This window comes from Pedobacter indicus (assembly GCF_003449035.1).
Taxonomy (GTDB): Bacteria; Bacteroidota; Bacteroidia; order Sphingobacteriales; family Sphingobacteriaceae; genus Albibacterium; species Albibacterium indicum.
The window spans coordinates 3223588-3243159 of sequence record NZ_QRGB01000001.1 but is presented as its reverse complement, the minus strand read 5'-3'; the positions used below and the strand labels follow the sequence as shown (position 1 = coordinate 3243159).

The window sequence follows — 19572 nt, the reverse complement described above, 5'->3', positions numbered from 1 at the left end:
AGCCAACTCCATCTTATGTTTAAACGAAATCAAATTAGCAGATCAATCGGATTCTTAATTATTGGCCTAACTCTCTCTACGATGGTTGCGGCACAAGACCTTGCCGAGCAAGTCGTTATCCGCCGTACAGGTTACGGTGTGCCCCACATCAAAGCAGAGAACATCAAAGCTGCATCATTTGCCATGGCTTACTTACAGGTGCAGGATTATGGGAGGAGTGTAATAGATGGCTTAATTCAAGCGAAAGGTGAATGGGCTTTAACCGAGGCATTAGATGATAGCCTCATGGCAGATCAGATTGACCGCGATGCCGCAGCTAAACTGCGCTATGCGAGAGCGGAGGAAACTTTCGATCTGTTGGATCAGGACACGAAAGATCTACTGGAAGGCTATGCAGCAGGAGTCAATAAATACATTGAAACATATCCAGATGAGTTTGAAGAATGGGTAAAGCCCAATTTCAAGGCGATGGATGTCCACGCTAAAAGCATTGGTACTCACAGCGGCAGTGCAGTGCGTGATTTTATCCGTTCACTAAATAAGACACAACAGCAGGAGATAGCAGGTAAGGATAGGAATGTCTTTGCTCGCTTGGCTTCGCACAGTAAAGATGTCCACCCAGATGTCGGCTCAAATGTTTGGGCACTGGCGCCCGAGCGTACCCGATCGGGCAAAGCGATCCTGGTTAGAAACCCCCATCTTTCTTGGGGCGCTGGTTATTATGAAGCTCATATGACCGTACCGGGTAAGTTTGATTTCTATGGAGATTTTCGCATGGGCAATCCCTTGGGCATTGTTGGTGGCTTTAATGAACATTTGGGTTGGTCTACGACTAACAATTACCCCGATATTGATGAAATCTATGCCTTACAAGTCGATTCATCAAACCCTGATGCCTATCTGCTTGATGGAAAATCCCATTTCTTGGAAAAGAAAACCGTAATGGTAGACTATAAAACAAAGAATGGGGTTGAGCAGGCTTCTCGTGATTTTTGGTTCACACCTTATGGACCGGTTATTCATCGGGATGAGAATAATATTTACATCATCCGAGCAGCTGGCGAAGGTGAATATCGAACCGATCAACAGTTTTTGCGGATGATGAAGGCAACGAATCTGGAAGAATGGAAAGATGCGATGCGCATGCAAGCCAAGCAAACTTCGAATTTTACTTATGCCGATGGAGATGGAAATATCTTTTATGTATGGAATGCCTCTGTTCCGGATTTGCCACTACCTAATGGAGGAGACACAACCGCTGTTTCTGTGCAATCGAGTAATCAGATCTGGAAAGAAGTGGTGGATTGGGATGCACTTCCACAGCTTTTAAACCCCGAAGGAGGATATTTGCGCAATGAAAACGATCCGTTTCATTTTACAAACTTAAACGAAATCTTGAGACCGGAAGATTATCCAGACAATTTTGATGAACCGCGATTAAGGCTTAGAAGTCAGCTTTCATTGCAGCTCATCGGTCAGGATGATGTGCTTTCATTAGAAGAAGTTATCAAGCTCAAGCATGATATGCGTGTGTTGTTAGCTGATCGGGTCAAACCAGATTTAATCGAAGCTGTGCAAAGAACTCAACCTAAAGGGGAGGTGGCCAAAGCGTTAAAACACATGAAGAAGTGGGATAATACCGTTGCAGCCAAAAGTCGTGGCGGCATATTATTTAAAACCTGGTGGGAGCGATATGTCGAGCTTGCTAGTGACGGAAAAGACATTCCTGCAACACCTGAATCAGCCGGGTACAAAGCAGATCCAACATCTTTGTTCAAAGAAGCCTGGTCTTTCGATAAACCTACAACAACGCCAAACGGGTTAGCTAATAGCGAAAATGCGGTTGCTGCGTTCTTATGGGCTATAGAGGCTTGTAAAGAACGATATGGAGATTGGAACTTACGCTGGGGAGAAGTACACCGTGCAAAGATTGGTGATCAAGACTATCCAGTCGGGGGTGCTACGGGTGATCTGGGTGCTTTTCGTGTGCTTTGGTATGTAGATCACAAAGAAGATGATAAAAAGTTACAGGTCCGTGGAGGCGATGGCTGGGTTCTAGCAATTGAATTTGACGATACTCCCCGCGCTTATTCTGTACTTGCTTATGGTAACAGTACTCGTGAAGACTCTCCGTATTATGCTGACCAGCTTAAAATGTTCACTGAGAATAAAATGAAAAAAGTAGCTTATAGCGAAGAGGATATTGAAAAACAAACCATATTGGAGTTTCACCCGGGCGAAGAAGTGAAGGTTAGGATAAATTAAATAGATTAATAATATAAGATGAACAAAAAACACCAATCGTGGTATATTATAGTGAATATTTGTATTTGGGTATTTACTTTTCACGTATCCATTATTTACGCTCAATCTGAGCAAAACGTATATACGCCTGCAGAAAAACTGACGGTTGTCGGTAAAATTGTTCCTACTCCTAAGCCGTTTCAACGGGTGGATACGTTGCAATATTCGGAACTTCCATCTAATGTAAAAGAACGAGTTGTTCATTCAGCTGGCATTGCGATATCTTTTGTAACCAACAGTACGCAAATAACTGCTAAATGGTGCACAGAGGGCAGTCCGACTTCAGCAACCATGACGGAAGTTGCATATCGGGGAATGGACCTTTATATTAAAAAAGATGGACAATGGGTCTATGCGGGCGTCGCACGACCTCAAGTAGGAAAGGAGTGCTTTAGTACCACTCTAGCCAGGTACATGGATACAGAGGAAAAAGAGTGTCTGTTATATTTACCATTATATAACGAAGCGACGAGCGTATCTATTGGTGTTGAGGAAAATGCTTACATCCGCCCCGGAAAGCAACCTTTCAAAAAGAGGATTTTAATATACGGCTCTAGTATAGTCCAGGGTGCAGCGGCCAGTCGACCAGGTATGGCTTATCCGGCTAGGCTTTCTCGGATGACGGGATTGAATTTTTTGAATCTCGGAATGGGGGCAAGTGCCAAAATGGAAAAACCTGTGGCAGACATGATCGCTGAGATGCAGGCAGATGCTTTTATACTAGATTGTGTACCGAATAGTTCACCGGAAGAAATCACCCAGCGAACAGCATATTTGATTCGGACGATCCGGCAGAACCATCCCGATGCTCCGATTATTGTCATGCAAAGTGTATTTCGGGAAAGTGGAAATTTTAATCTCCGAACTGAAGCTAACGTTGCGCAACAAAATGAAAATATTTTAGAAGAAGTCGAGAAACTAAAGAGATCAGGAATTGAAAGTCTCTATTTTATACCTTCGGATGATTTCTTAGGTGACGATCATGAAGGTTCTGTCGATGGTACACATCCAACCGATCTTGGGTTTGATCGTATGTTACAAGTAATAGAACCTAGGATTATGGAGATTCTTAAAATGGAACTATGATTAAACATTTTGCTGCTCTACCTTTAAATAGGAAGGCAGAGCAGCAAATGTTCATTCACTAAAATCACTAGTCTTTATTTTCCACATACAGCCAGTTGGGGCGAGGTCGTTCTAACGTTCCACTACCGTCAATAAGTGGTGTAATCCGTTCCCCATTGACCATCGTTGTCACACTCCCTCCACCGTCAAGCATAAATGCAAACTTAACATTAAGTGCAGATAGAATTCGGATAACATCCCTCGCACTCATGCCTACTCCACCAAAACCTCGTCCGCCGCAACTGAAAATTAAGATGTTCCCGTTGTCATATTGAGCAATAACCTGCCTTGGATCGGTATTTCTGCTATAGTTCTTAACCGAGTTCAGAATTTCTTCTGATACAGCTTGATGATTTTGTATGAGAGGAGTAAAGGCTGTAAGTGCATATTTTGCCCCGTCGTTTACAATATCTTCCGCTGTTTCCTCAACCTCATAAGAAACAAGCTGGTTATTATCTTTTATGCCTAACGTATATCGAATTGTTGATCGTTCCTGGATAATATCCCCGTCAATAATCTGAATTCCAACAGCCTGCCTTTCGCCATCCGGAAGGTTGCTTACTCCCATTGATGCGTTAAAAGCCACGCAACAATTCGTTCTATCAGCAAATTCAGTTCCGGTCTCGCCAGTAATCTTGTCGGCGAGCGCCATTTTTAAATCAACTTTGCTTGCATCTAACTCCGTCAAATTATAATAGGTGCCCGATACAGGATCAAAGAGATTGGTAACTGTTGTAACACTATCGCACCATGAAGGTGTATAATTTGGTATGGTGCTTTTTAAATTGAAATCATCAAACCATACGTTCGCGTTCACTGGTGATTCACTGCCTGCACCTGAACGGTAGTTTGCAAAGAGTAATTGGTTCACTTTTCTCTTAGAATCATTTTTTGTCCATCGTATAGCAGTTTTTAATATAGGAACGTCATTGATATAGAGTTCTGCTCTACCATTCGTGTCAAGCCCGGTATTTGCTCTGAATACCATTCTTATATTATACCAAACACTTCCGCGAATATTGCCTGCCGCAGGATATCGCACATCGAAATCATCGCCAGATGTGCCAGCCTGATCCGCATGGTAAATGTAGGGTTTGAAATATGTATTTCCATTAGCATCGGTATCCCAGGCCAAGCGAAAGGTACCACCATCACCAGCGGGCACTCCGTTGGCTCCGTCACCAATATTCAATCCCCAACCTACTCGACCTCCGTTTTGCGCAAAGTCGAAGTCTGCATGGAATTTTACTTTATAATTCAACTCAAATCCGTCACTTTCATCTACCATAGTGTTGGTGATCACACCCCCTGATGCCCCATTTACATCTTTCAATAACGTTACACGTAATCTGTTTAGAGAAATTAAGGTCCGAGCCTGTTCAGCTTGTGTAAAGTTATTGATATCGCCGAAGTCCGCTATGGCCATAGCGACATTATAAATGTCGCCGTTATTCCAATTGTTCCAATCCACGGAAATATCTGTAGGTGAAATAGAATTTGTGACCATCTTCATTTCGGGAGTAATTTCTTCGCTTTTGACCATATATGTATCACACGATGCAGCGAAGGTTGATATTACGATCATCAATGTGGTCACCTTAAAAAGATAAAAAAAGAGAGCTTTCATGTTGTTTTTTATTTATCAATTAAAACCAGGGTTTTGTGGCATTTTTTCTGTCAGGTTAGCATCAATAACAAGCTGAGGAATCGGATAAAGTGTATCTCGGGCGACCGCCGTCTGTCCCCCACGGAAGTTATGTGCTTTTACGCGCTCCAGCCACTTGCCCGTCCGGAGCAATGTGTAACGCCGGTGTTCCTCTCCGATCAGTTCCCTGGAGCGTTCATCTAGGATGAAGTCGATAGTTACATCGGATGCTGATATCTCACTGGCCTTAGCTCTTCTCCTGACGATGTTGACGGTTTCAGCTGCACCAGCGGTATTTCCTAATCGTAATTGGGCCTCTGCTTTGAGAAGATAAGTTTCGGCAAGTCGAAGATAAGGCTGATCGTTGTATGAACCTCGTAAGGCATTCACATCTGGGGTCATCGTATCATATTTCCGGATAAACGGATAATTATTGACGACGCCATTCCCTAGGCCGGTTAAATCATTTTCCCAACTCAATTTTAATGTATCTCCGTACTTATACCCTGGAGGCAAGTTATCCGCAGGAGCCGGTGCGTTTTCTGCTGCTGTTTTCAATATGTAGTATTTCCTTATGGCATAATTAGAGCCGCGTTCGTCTTGCGTTTCATATAAATCAATTGCCCATTTAGTGGGTTGTTCTCGTCCTATCCCGATGCCTCCTCTTTCAACGGTATGTTTTAAGGGAACGACACCATTGACCATAATTTGTACATGTTGATTGGTAGCGTTGTGATACCTCCGCATGATGCTGCCGCCATCACCACCCCCTCCAACAACATTATATTCCCACTGCCACACCCATAATGCTTCTGTATTTCCTTCTTCTCTGTTGACATTGCCCTCATAGAACATATCCATAAAGGTGACGCCTGGTTGGCCTGCCCTCACTCCGTACCGTTGTGTCACAAGCTCATAGTTGGGAGTATTGATACATTTATCCGCCCAAATCAAAGCGCTATCTGGTTTTCCAGTAGTCAGGTACAATTCAGACAGGTAATGCTGAACAGCCCCTTTGCTAATTTTTCCCCGCACTGGTGGTTCCACTTCAAGATATTGTTCGGCAAACAGCCAATCGGCTTTCATCTGGTTTCGAATTTCTGCTACTGACGTACGTGTCCAGTCGGTTTTTATATTCGAGCCGGTTGACTCTTCGAGGCTAAGCGGAACATCGCCCCAACAGAAAGTCAGATGTCTGTACGCCCAAGCCCGTAGAGCTTTTGCTTCTGCTATTACTCTGGTCCGATTTGTTTCTTCAGTTCCGGGCGCTCCATTCCAGTCTATATCGGTTCTGTTTTCTGCCTGGTTAATAATTGTATTTGCAGCATTAATTATCTGATATAACCATAAGAAAATGCTACTAAGGTTAGAATCCGTTGAAACATTTCGCGTATTCCATGTTAGCGCAATAAATCCAATTCCCCCTCTTTGATTAGGAACGATATTATCTGTTCCGAGCATAGCGATATCAGCTCTTAAATTTTCAGTAGTACCATCTCTTCCTTCGCGCTCCCCTCTAACCAGTGCGTACAATCCGTTAAGTCCTGCTTCAAATCCGCTTAAACTTGTATAAAGTGTTTCTGTGGTGATCAAATGTGGTGGATCTTCTTCCAACCATTTTTGTTCAGAGCAGGATTGAGCAAAAAAGAATACAATAAAAACAAGAACAATATTTATTATCTTTTTCATAATATACTATCTTAAAAATTTAAAATTCTAGATTTAGTCCAATGGTATATTCTTTTTGCAACGGAACATCCAATTGGTTATTTAACTCTGGATCCATCCCACCGAAATTCGTGAATGTATATAGATTCCTTCCAGAGACATAAACCTGAAGTCTACCTAAACCCAATTGGGACAATACATGCTTTGGAAAATTATAGGCGAGCGATACGTCCTTGAGTCTAACAAAACCGGCTTTTTCGTAAGGGGCGGCAGTATATCCTTCTTGGACATTAGCATCAAGCCGGTTCATATACCACTCATTGGTTGGGTTATCTGGTGTCCACCAATTCTTTTTTGTAGTATTAGAGAGTATAGTTCTACCTACTGCATCAGAAAGTAAGGTGTTTTCCTTGGTCATTCCATGCATCCCATAGACAAATACACTCAATCTAAAGTCCTTATACGAAATTGCATTATTCATCCCCCAAGTAATTTTTGGGTCTAACTGGCCAATAATGATCCTGTCGTAAGCAGGGGAGAGTATGCCATCAGGTGAACCTTCTGGGCCGGAGACATCTTGGATTTTGATAAATCCTGGTTGTGTATTATGGTTTTCCGCTTCTGCAGCTTCATCCAATTGCCAAACACCAATCCAGTTATAATCATAATTTACACGTATTGGTTCCCCGATAAACCACCGGTTGGCAATATCATCTATTTCGTTTCCGTTTTCATCCTTGTACCCATAGAGAGAAATAATCTTGTTTTTCACAAAAGCAACATTCCCGGTGGTCGTCCAACTGAAATTATCCGATGAAATATTGGTGGACATCAATGATATTTCAAGCCCCCTATTTTCGGTTTCGCCGATGTTTTGAGTGATAGAACGCACAGCGTTTACAGGGGAAACCGTCCTGTCAAGGAGCAGATCGAAAGTATTCGATTTGTACACATTGATATCGCCGACCAGTCTATTATTGAAAATTCCGAAATCCAACCCGATATTCATCGTTCTCGTTGATTCCCAGCCGAGATCGGCAGTTCCCAACTTACTCGGAATATACCCAGGCAAAGTGGTCGATCCGGCTACGATATCTTCTGACGCCAAACGTGAGATCGTCTCATAAGCTGAAACTGCCTGATTCCCATTAAGTCCTATGGAAGCCCTTAGCTTAAGTTCACTAAAGATATCTTTCCACGAAAAAAAATCTTCATTTACTATATTCCACCCAAGCGCCATTGATGGAAAGAAGCCTCGCTTGGTCTTTGCCCCGAAACCGGAATAAGCATCACTACGACCGGTTAGGGTCAAGAGGTAACGGCTGTCGTATGAATAATTTATACGGCCCATGGTTGATAATAAAGTAGTTTCGTTGTTCGAAAAACCAGGAACCACCAATGAGGCCTGTTCAGCACCATACCATTTTAGAAAGTCGTTTGGAAAACCTTGTGCGCTTAAACTATTTGTGTTACCTCGAGCGTTTTCAAAACTGTAGACCCCGGTCAGAAAAACACTATGTTTGCCAAATTCCCTATTATAATTTATAATATTCTCAATTACGATGTCCCTTGATATACCTCTGCTTACAGAAGCGTCACCATTAACTAAGATTCCTCTTTGCGTATCACGTCCATAATACGTGGCATCATTCGATACACCCAACCTAACACCAGTATTTATCCTATATTGTAACCCCTCAGCAAAAGGGAAGTCAACAACGACAAAATTATTAGTTACTACCCGATAAGATTCGTCAATGTTTTCGGCAAGCAGACCCATCAACGGGTTACGGTACGTATTGTACTCGGGCCATGGGTTAATGCTCTGATTCCCGTTTTCATCGAATGGGGTCGTTAAGGGGTTGTAAGTGTAAACACCCTGAGTTCCATCCCAGATTGGGGCAATTCCTCCGGCATCGGTGTATCCAAGTTGGGTCCTTGTACCGAGAGTCAGCCATTCTTTTAATTTTGTATCTACGTTTATCCTGGTAGTAATCTTATTGTAGTTGTCATTTACAGCTAGTCCCTTTATATTCAAAAAATCTCCGGATATGTAATATTTGGTATTTTTAAAAGCACCTGAGAAAGAAAGGTTATGATTTGTACTCATCCCTTTGCGTAAAGCAAGGTCCGCCCAATCCGCGAATACCCCTGAGTCGTAAACTTCCTGTTCCGAAGGGGTCATCGAGGTCGGTTCCCGCTCTAATTTAAAATGATAAAATTCCTCTCCAGTCATCATTTCAGGTAAGTTTGCGAAGCGTTGCATTGCAAAAAAACCACTGTATTTTAATTTTGTGTCACCACTATTTCCTGATTTTGTGGTGACTAGGATAACCCCGTTACTTCCTCTCGAGCCATAAATTGCTGCAGCTGATGCATCTTTTAAAACCTCAACGGACAATACGTCGTTCGGATTTACATCACTCAGATTGCCGGCAATTCCATCGATGACAACCAAAGGAGCGTTACTAGCCTTTATCGAGTTGCGTCCTCTGACCATAATTGATTCTGACGGTGTAGCTCCGGCTGATGTGGTTTGTACTGCTACACCGGGGATTGCACCTTGAATAGCCTGGGTCAAATTAGCATTGGGAACACCATCCAGTCTGTCCATCGGTAGTGAAGCGACGGAGCCGGTAACATCACTTCTCTTTTGTGTTCCGTATCCTACCACGACCACCTCATCTAAAGCTGCAATCGACGCCTCAAGTTCAACGTCCAGGTTTCTTTGTTGGTCAACTACAATTTCCTGTTCGATAAAGCCAACAAAACTAAAGACCAGCGTAACATCGTCATTTTCAGGAATGAGTAAAGAATAAAATCCGTTTTCATCTGTACTCGTTCCGGTTGAACTTCCTTTGATATTAATGTTTACCCCGGGAAGGACCTCTCCATTTTTATCTGACACTGTGCCTGATATTTCCCGATTCTGTCGCTCGTTTCTATCTTGGGGAACTCTATTAGTTACTTTATTAATTCTAGCTTTTTCCTTTACAAGAATGTTTTTTCCTTTTATCGTATACGTTAGCGGCAACCCGTGTAACAACTGGTCCAACGCGTTTGTTAAGGGAACATTCTTCACATTAACATCTACTCTGACAGTCTCGTTCACTGTGCTGGAGGACCATGAAAAATTGTATCCGGTTTGTTTGTTGATTTCATCAAACACGTTTTTGAGTGAGGTGTTTTTCACATTCAGGCTAACTTGCTGTGCTAAGCTGGATGCGTTGACTTGGAGGAGACCGATAAGGAGAAATATTGTTGTAAGCTTCATAATTAGGCCTATTTTTCTTGCGCGACCTTTCGATCGATACCATGGTTTGGTATGGTTTATTAACATAATACTGTTATAATGGTACATACCTAGCGGCAATTGATGCGCCTATAAACTTGCTTTGATACGTGAGTTTATCTAAGTTTGTACACTGGTTAAAAAAATAGAAAATTTGGTTTTACCACCTGTTTTTCGATTGATCAGAATTTGATTCAGGGGCGTCTGCAGCGCTCCTGATCTTTTTCAAACTTTGTATCTGATCTTTTTTTTGTTTGATTATTCCATGTTTGTTACCTCCTGCCTTTATGTTTGATTCACTTTTATTTAGAATTACTTTTTATCTACGATAACCGTATGTCCTTCAATAGTAAAACTGGCATTACCTACTTCTTCCAGTATTCCCAAGACGATCGATATATCATCATAGCGAGAAACCATCCCCACGAATCGCTCCTCTTTAAGAGAGTCATTCTTATAGACAATTCCCACTTGGTACCACCGCGAAACATTACGTAAGATGGCTTCTAATGATTGATCGTTGTAACGGAATAGACCATCTTTCCATGCGGTATAAGCTGAAACATCAACCGGTGCAATATGTGTATTCCCGTTTATTATCGTGCTTTGCTCTCCCGGATGTAATCTATTAGTGGTTCCGGATTCGCTGTTGACAATTTTAACGGTACCTTCGACTAGCGTAGTTTTTACTTCAGGCTCACCCTCGTATGCGGACACGTTAAAGGCGGTTCCAATTACTTCAACGTCTTGCCCTCGTGAAGATACTTTAAAAGGCTTGTTCGCATCGGGCATTACTTCAAAATATCCTTCACCCGTTATATACACTTCCCTTGCTTGGTCGCTAAATTGGGAAGGGTATTTGAGGGTAGTGCTGGCATTGAGCCAGACCTTAGTGCCATCGGCTAGGGTAATCTGGTAGGTTCCTCCGGGAGGGGTAGTGAGCTCTAAAAAAGCAATTTGTTCTTTCTGTTCCTCTGGATCCGAAACAGTTGATCCATCCTCATAGTATATAATATCATCTTTTAAGATAATGCCGGGTTGGGTCTCACTTAGATTTATCTTCTGTCCATCGGCGAGGGTAAGTACTGCTTTATTACCACCTGGGAGAATCTCATTTTTCACTACCATGTGCTCGGTTTCAGTTTGATGATGGTACCACCAAGTGCCTATACAGATGCCTATTAAAATGGAAGCGGCGATTGCGACACGGTAATACATCTTTTGATTTTTTGCTCGTTGATAGCTTACCGGAATTTTATTAGCAACGGATTTCAGTCTTTCTTCCAATTCTTCATGATCGAGCTGACCTCTATTCTCCATGGCATACTGGTTATACCAAGCTTCGAGCAATCTTTTTTCTTGATCAGAAAGGGTGCCCGCTTCATATTTTTTAAATAACTCATTGAGTTCTTGAGGTTCCATATATCCTAAAGACCCCTTGTGGCCCAAAATGTCCCAGAACAAATAGAGAAAAATCTAAGTTCGGATGGCATTCACCGAAATCCGACAACTTAAAGCAAGAATAGGGTAAGAAAAGAACCGACTTTCATTTTTAGGAGCTGGAGAGCATTGTAGACTTGATTACGGACGGTTTTTTCCGATATATCAAGCTGTTTAGCTATCTCTTTGTAAGAGCAGGTGCCCTCCCGACTTAAAAGAAATACATTTCGCATCTTTTCCGGCAAGGAATTCACCTCTTGCTCGATGATTGTTGCAAGTTCGCGTTCCAATAATTTCTCGTCTGTATAGCTATGCTCTTCCTGCATGAACGTCTTTAAGGATTCTGCATACCGAAAGGCAACCTTTCTTCGAGCGAAACGTTTAAAGATACGGTTTCGTAAGGTCACGTATAAATAAGAAGAGAGGGATGTGTTAATCTCTATTTCGAACCGTTTGTGCCAAAGAGTTAAGAACAAATCTTGGATAATGTCTTCGGCTTCATCGTGATCTTCCAACAGATGGTAGGCATGACTATATAGTATTCCTTTATACCGCTCAAATAGCTCTGTATAGGCCATTTGGTCTCCCTGTCTTAGTAGGGCAGTAAGTTCATTGTCTGTATAGCTTTGATAAGCGGACATAACTAGCACAAACATAGTAAAACATAAACGTTCTCACCAAGGCTTAAAAGAATTGGTAATATAAAGGTAATGAAAAATTAACAGCGTATTTGATCGGATCGGGGGTAGTCAGACGGTACTTGATTTTTTTGATCATTTGATTAAAATATTTGAATAAATCAAAAAATAGTTTATATATTTGCTTCCGTAAACGGAATAAGACAATGGCAGGCAAAAAAGAATCAAAAGGAACTGATACCAGCACAGAAGATAAAATCAAAGCAGCGGCGAGGATTGTTTTTCATAAAAAGGGTTATGCTGCCACGCGTACACGTGATATCGCCGAAGAAGCAGGTATCAACCTTGCCTTGCTTAATTATTATTTTAGGAGCAAAGAGAAGCTGTTCAATATCATCATGACGGAAACCTTGACTGGTTTCGTTCAAAATATGGCGGTTGTGCTCAATGAAGAAAAGACGACCCTAAAAGAAAAGGTAGAACAGATCGCATCGGGCTATATTGACACCATTATAGCTGAGCCGGAGGTGCCTGGCTTTATCGTCAGCGAGATTAGGAACAACCCAAATGATTTGTTGAAAAAACTGCCAATCAAAGAGCTTGTGAATAAGTCAGTGTTTGTAACCCAATACAAAGAAGCAATTGCTCAGGGGAAAGTCTCCGAATCAAAACCATTGCACTTTCTAATGAATTTGATTGGTTTGGTTGTCTTTCCCTTTATCGCCAAACCTCTATTAATGGGCATCGGAAACATGGAAGATCCACAGTTTAATAAGTTAATGCAAGAGCGCAAGAAGTTGATTCCGATCTGGATCAGCGGAATGGTAAAAGTATAATAAATTTTTTTGGTCTAAAATTAATCAAATGATTGAAACATAAAATTAAATTGAATGATTAGCATTATGAACGTCCCGAAAACAAATTGGCTGATTGGTGTACTTTTTCTTTTTAGCCACCTAGCTGCCGCTCAGACAGGAACTAAATTAAGACTTGAAACCTGTCATTCACTGGCCAAAACAAATTATCCACTGATGAAGAGCTATTCTCTGATAGAAAACACAAGACAGCAATCTATGTCAAATACGAAAAAGGGCACCTTGCCTCAGATTAACTTTGCCGGACAGGCTACTTACCAATCGGAAGTTACACAGATTCCGATCTCCTTACCTGACATGGATATCCCAATGATGAGCAAAGATCAATATAGCTTGACGGGTGAAATTTCGCAGTCCATCACAGAACTGTTTACAGTAAAAGATCAGACAGATTATGTAAATATCAATGCAGAGACGAATGCAAATAAAACAGACGTAGAGCTATATAAACTTCGTGATCGAATCAACAAACTTTTCTTCGGAATACTTCTGGTTGATGAACAGATCAAACAAACTGAATTATTGGAGAATGATATTCAACGAGGTATCGATCAGACGACTGTGGCTATTTCTAACGGGGTTGCACTAAAAAGTGCTGCTGATAACCTGGAAGCTGAGCTCCTGAAAGCTAGCCAAAGGAGCATTGAACTGAAGGCTACAAGAAAGGGGTATGCAGATATGCTGTCGACGTTCATCGGTAAAACGATAGATGAGAATACAACGCTCGAAAAACCTCTTCCACCCATGTTTTCCGATACCATCATTCGACCTGAAATCAAGTGGTTTGATTCGCAGGAAAGATCCTTCGATATTCAACGTAAATTGATTGAGGCAAAAAAACTACCCAGGCTTAGCCTGTTTTTTAAGGGTGGATATGGTCGACCGGGTCTCAACATGCTGCATGATGACTTTCAAGGTTATTACATTGGTGGTGCACGTTTGAGTTGGAGCCTGTCAGCATTCTATACGCATAAAAATGACAAGAAGATCTTGGAAAATAACCAAGATATGGTCGACATTCAACGAGAAGTCTTTTTATACAACACCAGGCTTGAGCTGATTCAGCAAGATGCTGAAATAAATAAAATTGAAGAATTGATCGAAACAGATAAACGTATTATCCAGCATCGTGAAAAAGTAAAAAATACCACAAGAAATCAACTAAAATATGGTGCCGCGACGTCAAATGATTACCTCACAGCCCTAACTGCAGAGGACCAGGCAAAGCTAAGCTTGATTATCCATGAGATTGACCTGTTAATGAAAAAATATGACGTGCAAACCACGACTGGAGTCTAGTAATCATAAAAATATACACAATGAACAAGCCTAAAGCAATTATATTTGCAGCTGCAATCCTCGTATGGACAGCCTGCACCAATAATAACAACACTTCTTTTGATGCCTCTGGATCTTTTGAAGCTGACGAAACCATTATCTCTGCTGAAGCAACCGGGCTCATCAAGCGTCTGGATATTGAAGAAGGGCAGAGTCTAAAAGCAGGGCAGGTAGTCGGTTATATCGATAGCGTACAACTCGATTTAAAGAAGAAACAGCTAGAAGCTCAACTTACAGCCATATTGGGACGAAAACCTGATATTTCGGTTCAGCTGTCTGCTTTGCAAGAGCAACTCCGGACAGCAGAAAAAGAGAGGGAACGTATAGGAAATTTGGTGAAAGGAGACGCCGCAACGCCTAAACAACTGGATGACATCAATGCACAGATTGTTGTTTTAGAGAAACAAATCGACGCTCAAAAATCATCTTTAAGCATTTCGAGCGAAGGACTTAGCAAAGATGCCAGAACGTTAATGGTTCAGATTGAGCAATTGGAAGATCAACTAAGGAAATGTAAGATTACCAATCCTCAAGATGGAACAATATTGACTCAATATGCTGAAGTCAATGAGATGACAGCCACTGGCAAACCCCTTTATAAGATCGCTGACCTATCTTCCATTTTCCTTCGTGCTTATATTTCGGGAAACCAATTACCCAAACTGAAGCTGAATCAAAACGTAACGGTGTTAACTGATGATGGCGACGGTGGTTTTAAAGAAACCGAAGGTTCGGTTGTATGGATTAATGACAAAGCGGAATTTACCCCTAAAACCATTCAGACCAAAGAGGAGAGGGCTAATAGGGTATATGCGATCAAAGTGATGGTAAAAAACGACGGCTCTTATAAGATTGGGATGTATGGCGAAGTGAAATTTTAACAAAATGAGAGACATTATTCTAAACAATATTTCAAAAAGTTATAATAAAGGTGAAATAAAAGCCTTGAGGGATGTTTCTTTTGAAGTAGAACAAGGTGAACTCTTTGGACTCATCGGTCCGGATGGAGCTGGCAAAACGAGTTTATTTCGCATATTGACCACGCTGATATTACCCGATACGGGAACAGCGCATGTCAACGGTCTAAACACTGTGAAGGATTATAAAGAGATCCGAAAAAAGGTAGGCTATATGCCGGGTAAGTTTTCGCTATATCAAGATCTTTCTGTGGAAGAGAACCTGAATTTCTTTGCAACTGTTTTTAACACAACGGTTGAACAGAATTACGATCTGATTAAAGATATTTACGAGCAATTGAAACCTTTTAAAGATCGTCGCGCGGGAAAACTTTCGGGAGGGATGAAACAGAAGTTAGCATTGTGTTGTGCTCTGATCCATCGTCCGACGATCTTGTTTTTAGATGAACCTACGACCGGTGTTGATGTGGTTTCCCGGAAAGAATTTTGGGATATGCTCAAGAGCTTAAAACAGCAGGGTATCACCATTCTTGTTTCAACACCCTATATGGACGAAGCTGCACTGTGTGAGCGGATTGCCTTGATCGCAGGGGGTAGGATCATGTCCATAGACACGCCAGATGGAATCGTTGCTGAGTTTCCCGGAAACCTGTATGCCGTAAAGGCTGCGTCAATGGGTAAGTTACTTAATGCGCTCCGAGAGAGTAAGCATGTGAAAAGTTGCTATGCTTTCGGTGAGTATCACCATATAACGCTGCAAAAAACGCACAGACTTTCTGAAAAAGAAGTCATTGAAGATATGACGCAAGGTTTGCAGAGAGCTGGCCATGAAAATGTAGAAGTAATAAAAATTACGCCCAGTATTGAAGATTGCTTCATAAAACTAATGAACTAAAATGGAAAAGGAAATCGTTATAAAAACAGATAAATTAACTAAGCGATTCGGAGATTTTATAGCTACCAATGAGATTACCTTTGAAGTGTATGCCGGTGAAATCTTTGGTTTTTTAGGAGCAAACGGGGCGGGCAAAACTACGGCAATGAAAATGCTCTGCGGACTCTCGAAACCTTCATCGGGTAGCGCGATGATTGCCGGGTTTGACGTGTACAAACAAACCGAAAGCATCAAGAAGAACATCGGTTATATGAGTCAGAAATTTTCTCTGTATGAAGATCTTACTGTGTTGGAAAACATCCGGTTCTTTGGCGGTATATATGGATTGTCAGAGAAGCAGCTTAAGAAAAAAAGCGAGGAACTGATTGAGGTATTGGGGATGGAGGCCGAAGTTAAAAAGTTGGTCGGCTCTCTGCCGTTGGGCTGGAAGCAGAAACTTGCTTTTTCGGTTGCCATCCTGCATGATCCAAAAATCGTTTTTTTAGATGAGCCCACTGGTGGCGTGGATCCGGTTATTAGACGACAGTTCTGGGACCTGATCTATTCAGCCTCAGGAAGGGGGATTACAATTTTCGTTACCACACATTATATGGACGAAGCGGAATATTGTAATCGAATCTCCATGATGGTGGACGGTATCATGAAGGCATTGGACAGTCCGGCTAACTTAAAGCAACAATATTCGGCTTTGACGATGGACGAGGTATTCTTTGAACTGGCGCGGGGCGCAAAACGGAAGGGCGATTAAATGAAACAGTTTCTGTCATTTGTAAGAAAAGAGTTTTATCACGTCTTCCGTGATCGAAAAACACTATTGATGTTATTTGGCTTGCCCATTGTGCAGATTTTGCTATTTGGTTTTGCATTGACCAATGAAGTTAAAAATGCGAAAATTGTAGTTTGCGACTATGCGAAAGACCAGGCATCTCGGCAGATTATTAACAGCTTAGAGGCTGGCGCACAGTTTGAAGTACAAGAAAACTTATTAAATCATCGCGAAATAGAGGTGGCATTTAAAAAAGAAAATGTCAAATTAGCGATCGTTTTTCCGGCCAATTTTAATCAGGATCTTTTGCATTTAAATGAAGCGCAGATTCAGATCATCGCAGATGCTTCGGACCCGAACTCGGCGAATGCATTAACAAATTATGCTACGGCCATCATCATGGATTATCAGCAAGAATTGATGCATGACCGCAAAATTCCCTATACTATTGCCACGGAAACAAGGATGTTATATAATCCGGAACTAAAAGGTGCAACCAATTTTGTGCCGGGTGTTATGGCCTTGGTGCTAATGCTCATTTGTGTGATGATGACGGCTGTATCTATCGTCCGCGAAAAAGAAACTGGTACGATGGAAATCTTGTTGGTATCTCCTTTTAATCCCTTATTGGTCATCCTGTCGAAAGCTGTCCCTTATTTGTTTTTATCTTTGATCAACCTGACGGTAATCCTTCTCCTTAGTGTTACTCTGCTGGAGCTGCCGGTTAATGGAAGTATCTTTTTATTGTTTGCGGAAAGTACCCTGCTGATTATTACGGCATTGTCCTTGGGACTGCTGATCTCCAATGTTGCTAAATCGCAGCAGACCGCCATGCTCATTTCATTGATGGGGCTGATGTTACCGACAATGTTGTTTACCGGCTTTATGTTTCCAATCGAAAACATGCCATACCCGCTTCAGTTGCTTTCGAATATCGTCCCCTCAAAATGGTACTATATTATTGTTAAATCAATTATGATTAAAGGCTTGGGTTTTTCGGCCATTTGGAAAGAGACACTCATTTTGGCGGGAATGACCAGCTTTTTTTTGCTTGTCAGTATCCAGAAATTTAAAATCAGACTCATATGAGAACCCTGCTATTTTTACTGAAGAAAGAGTTCAAGCAAATTTTTCGCAACAAATCATTGCTACCCATGATTTTGGTAGCACCTATTATTCAATTACTGATCCTTCCGTTGGCGGCAGATTATGAAGTGAAAAATATTAATATCTCCATTGTAGACCATGATCATTCTACCTACTCCCAAAAAATGGTATCAGAAATTACGGCTTCCGGTTATTTTCGTTTAGCCGATTATGGAAGTTCATTTAAAGACGCTTATAAACAGATAGAGAATGATAAATCTGATTTGGTGCTGGAGATACCGCATGGTTTCGAACGAGAGATGGTTCGAGAGAATAACCAAGAGTTATTTATCGCTGTTAATGCTATCAATGGTATAAAAGCAAGTCTGGCTGGCGCCTATCTCAATCAGATTATTTCAAATTATAATGAGGATATCAGATTGGAGTGGATGCAGCCTGAAAGGAGCAATCAATCGTCCATCATCACCGTCACTTCGTCGAATTGGTTCAATCCTCATATGGACTACCACTTTTTTATGGTGCCCGGTATTTTGGTCGTATTGGTTACTATGATAAGTACGTACATGTGTGCATTAAATATTGTGAAGGAAAAAGAGGTTGGCACTATTGAGCAGATCAACGTAACGCCCATCAAAAAATATCAGTTTATTTTGGGCAAACTGATCCCTTTTTGGATTATCGGAATGATTATTTTTAGTGTGGGCCTGTTCATTGTAGCCCGGCTTGTTTTTGGCATCGACCCTGTGGGGAATATTCTGTTGCTTTATGCTTTCCTTGCTGTTTATTTAATCGCGCTACTCGGATTTGGTTTGCTGATATCAACGTATTCTGAGACCCAGCAGCAAGCTATGTCCATTGCGTTCTTCTTTATTATGATTTTTATGCTAATGAGCGGCCTGTTTACGTCGATCGACAGTATGCCAACATGGGCATACTATATCGCGAAGTGTAGTCCGGTAACTTATTTCATTGAAGTAGTTCGGATGATTGTATTAAAAGGTAGTGGATCGGCAGATATCTATTACCATTTTTTAATCATCATTGGGTTTGCTATTTTTTTGAACGCTTGGGCCATTCTTAACTATAAAAAGACCAGCTAATTCATTGTCATGGATCGGCGTTTCAATTGATAATTTTCCCTTTGTTATCTGCTAGTTTTTCCTGCCATTTTTGTCGTTCTTCTACACTTATTTTTGCCCAGTCGGCTATTTCGCCGATTATTTTAAGAGGTTCTTTACTACGATAGGAACGAGTCGGGTTTCCTGGAAATTTACTATTAGTAACGTTCGGATCATTCTCAAAACCTCCCGTCGGTTCAACAAGATAGACACGTTCCAATCCTTCTCCTTTTGCCAGAGTAGCAGCCAATCCGGCTCCGTTTACAAGGGCAGTGAAATAAATGTGGTTCATGACCAGTTCAGTCTGATAATTTGAACTACCTCCAGCTGTTAGAAGGTCCCCGACCCGTAAATCTGCTTTTGTACCATGGAAAAAGGGCCCTTTGTCGCTTGGTTTCTCCGATGATCTGTCGGCTAAGTCCTGATTCTTTTTTGCCTCCCCGG

Annotated in this window: 14 protein-coding genes and 1 pseudogene; 9 read left to right on the top strand and 6 right to left on the bottom strand. The window is 41.6% G+C overall.

Annotated features, from left to right (window positions below; translation table 11 throughout):
- The first annotated feature begins 15 nt into the window (after positions 1-15).
- Entirely contained in the window at positions 16-2265 is a 2250-nt protein-coding gene (locus tag D3P12_RS14245; RefSeq protein ID WP_118196597.1) for a penicillin acylase family protein, read from the top strand.
- A gap of 18 nt (positions 2266-2283) precedes the next feature.
- Complete coding sequence (locus tag D3P12_RS14240; protein ID WP_118196595.1) at positions 2284-3390, top strand: SGNH/GDSL hydrolase family protein; 1107 nt, start codon at positions 2284-2286, stop codon at positions 3388-3390.
- Positions 3391-3457: 67 nt separating this feature from the next.
- Here D3P12_RS14240 and D3P12_RS14235 read toward each other — a convergent pair whose 3' ends face one another.
- The 5 genes from D3P12_RS14235 to D3P12_RS14215 form a co-directional block, all read right to left on the bottom strand.
- Complete coding sequence (locus D3P12_RS14235) at positions 3458-5056, bottom strand: phosphodiester glycosidase family protein (protein ID WP_118196593.1); 1599 nt, start codon at positions 5054-5056, stop codon at positions 3458-3460.
- Positions 5057-5071: 15 nt separating this feature from the next.
- On the bottom strand, positions 5072-6763 hold the full coding sequence (locus tag D3P12_RS14230) for a RagB/SusD family nutrient uptake outer membrane protein (protein ID WP_118196591.1): 1692 nt from the start codon (positions 6761-6763) through the stop codon (positions 5072-5074).
- 19 nt (positions 6764-6782) lie between these two features.
- The gene (locus tag D3P12_RS14225; protein ID WP_165438745.1) at positions 6783-10016 is read right to left on the bottom strand and encodes a TonB-dependent receptor; all 3234 of its coding nucleotides are present in this window, start codon (positions 10014-10016) and stop codon (positions 6783-6785) included.
- Positions 10017-10346: 330 nt separating this feature from the next.
- Positions 10347-11456 carry a FecR family protein gene (locus tag D3P12_RS14220; RefSeq protein ID WP_118196587.1) on the bottom strand — a complete coding sequence of 370 codons (1110 nt, stop codon included), beginning with the start codon at positions 11454-11456 and terminating at the stop codon, positions 10347-10349.
- Positions 11457-11545: 89 nt separating this feature from the next.
- Positions 11546-12115, bottom strand: coding sequence for an RNA polymerase sigma factor (locus D3P12_RS14215; protein ID WP_118196585.1), 570 nt, complete (start codon positions 12113-12115; stop codon positions 11546-11548).
- 203 nt (positions 12116-12318) lie between these two features.
- On the opposite strand from D3P12_RS14215, the gene D3P12_RS14210 reads away from it, so the two are divergent.
- The 7 genes from D3P12_RS14210 to D3P12_RS14180 are packed head-to-tail and all read left to right on the top strand — an operon-like array spanning position 12319 to position 19110.
- Positions 12319-12948 carry a TetR/AcrR family transcriptional regulator gene (locus D3P12_RS14210; protein WP_118196583.1) on the top strand — a complete coding sequence of 210 codons (630 nt, stop codon included), beginning with the start codon at positions 12319-12321 and terminating at the stop codon, positions 12946-12948.
- Between the two features lie 54 nt (positions 12949-13002).
- A complete protein-coding gene (locus D3P12_RS14205) occupies positions 13003-14286 on the top strand; it encodes a TolC family protein (protein ID WP_118196581.1) in 1284 nt (427 codons plus the stop codon).
- A gap of 20 nt (positions 14287-14306) precedes the next feature.
- Positions 14307-15206 carry an HlyD family secretion protein gene (locus D3P12_RS14200; protein ID WP_118196579.1) on the top strand — a complete coding sequence of 300 codons (900 nt, stop codon included), beginning with the start codon at positions 14307-14309 and terminating at the stop codon, positions 15204-15206.
- 4 nt (positions 15207-15210) lie between these two features.
- A complete protein-coding gene (locus D3P12_RS14195) occupies positions 15211-16137 on the top strand; it encodes an ABC transporter ATP-binding protein (protein ID WP_118196577.1) in 927 nt (308 codons plus the stop codon).
- Between the two features lies 1 nt (position 16138).
- Positions 16139-16885, top strand: coding sequence for an ABC transporter ATP-binding protein (locus D3P12_RS14190; protein ID WP_118196575.1), 747 nt, complete (start codon positions 16139-16141; stop codon positions 16883-16885).
- Positions 16886-17992 (top strand): ABC transporter permease, encoded by a 1107-nt coding sequence (locus D3P12_RS14185; RefSeq protein WP_118196574.1) that lies wholly within the window; start codon positions 16886-16888, stop codon positions 17990-17992.
- The gene (locus D3P12_RS14180; RefSeq protein ID WP_118196572.1) at positions 17989-19110 is read left to right on the top strand and encodes an ABC transporter permease; all 1122 of its coding nucleotides are present in this window, start codon (positions 17989-17991) and stop codon (positions 19108-19110) included. Before D3P12_RS14185 ends, D3P12_RS14180 begins: the two co-directional genes overlap by 4 nt.
- 22 nt (positions 19111-19132) lie before the next feature.
- Here the strand turns inward: D3P12_RS14180 and arr are convergent.
- Positions 19133-19510: pseudogene (gene arr / locus D3P12_RS15845) on the bottom strand (NAD(+)--rifampin ADP-ribosyltransferase); the annotation flags it as partial.
- Positions 19511-19572 lie beyond the last annotated feature (62 nt).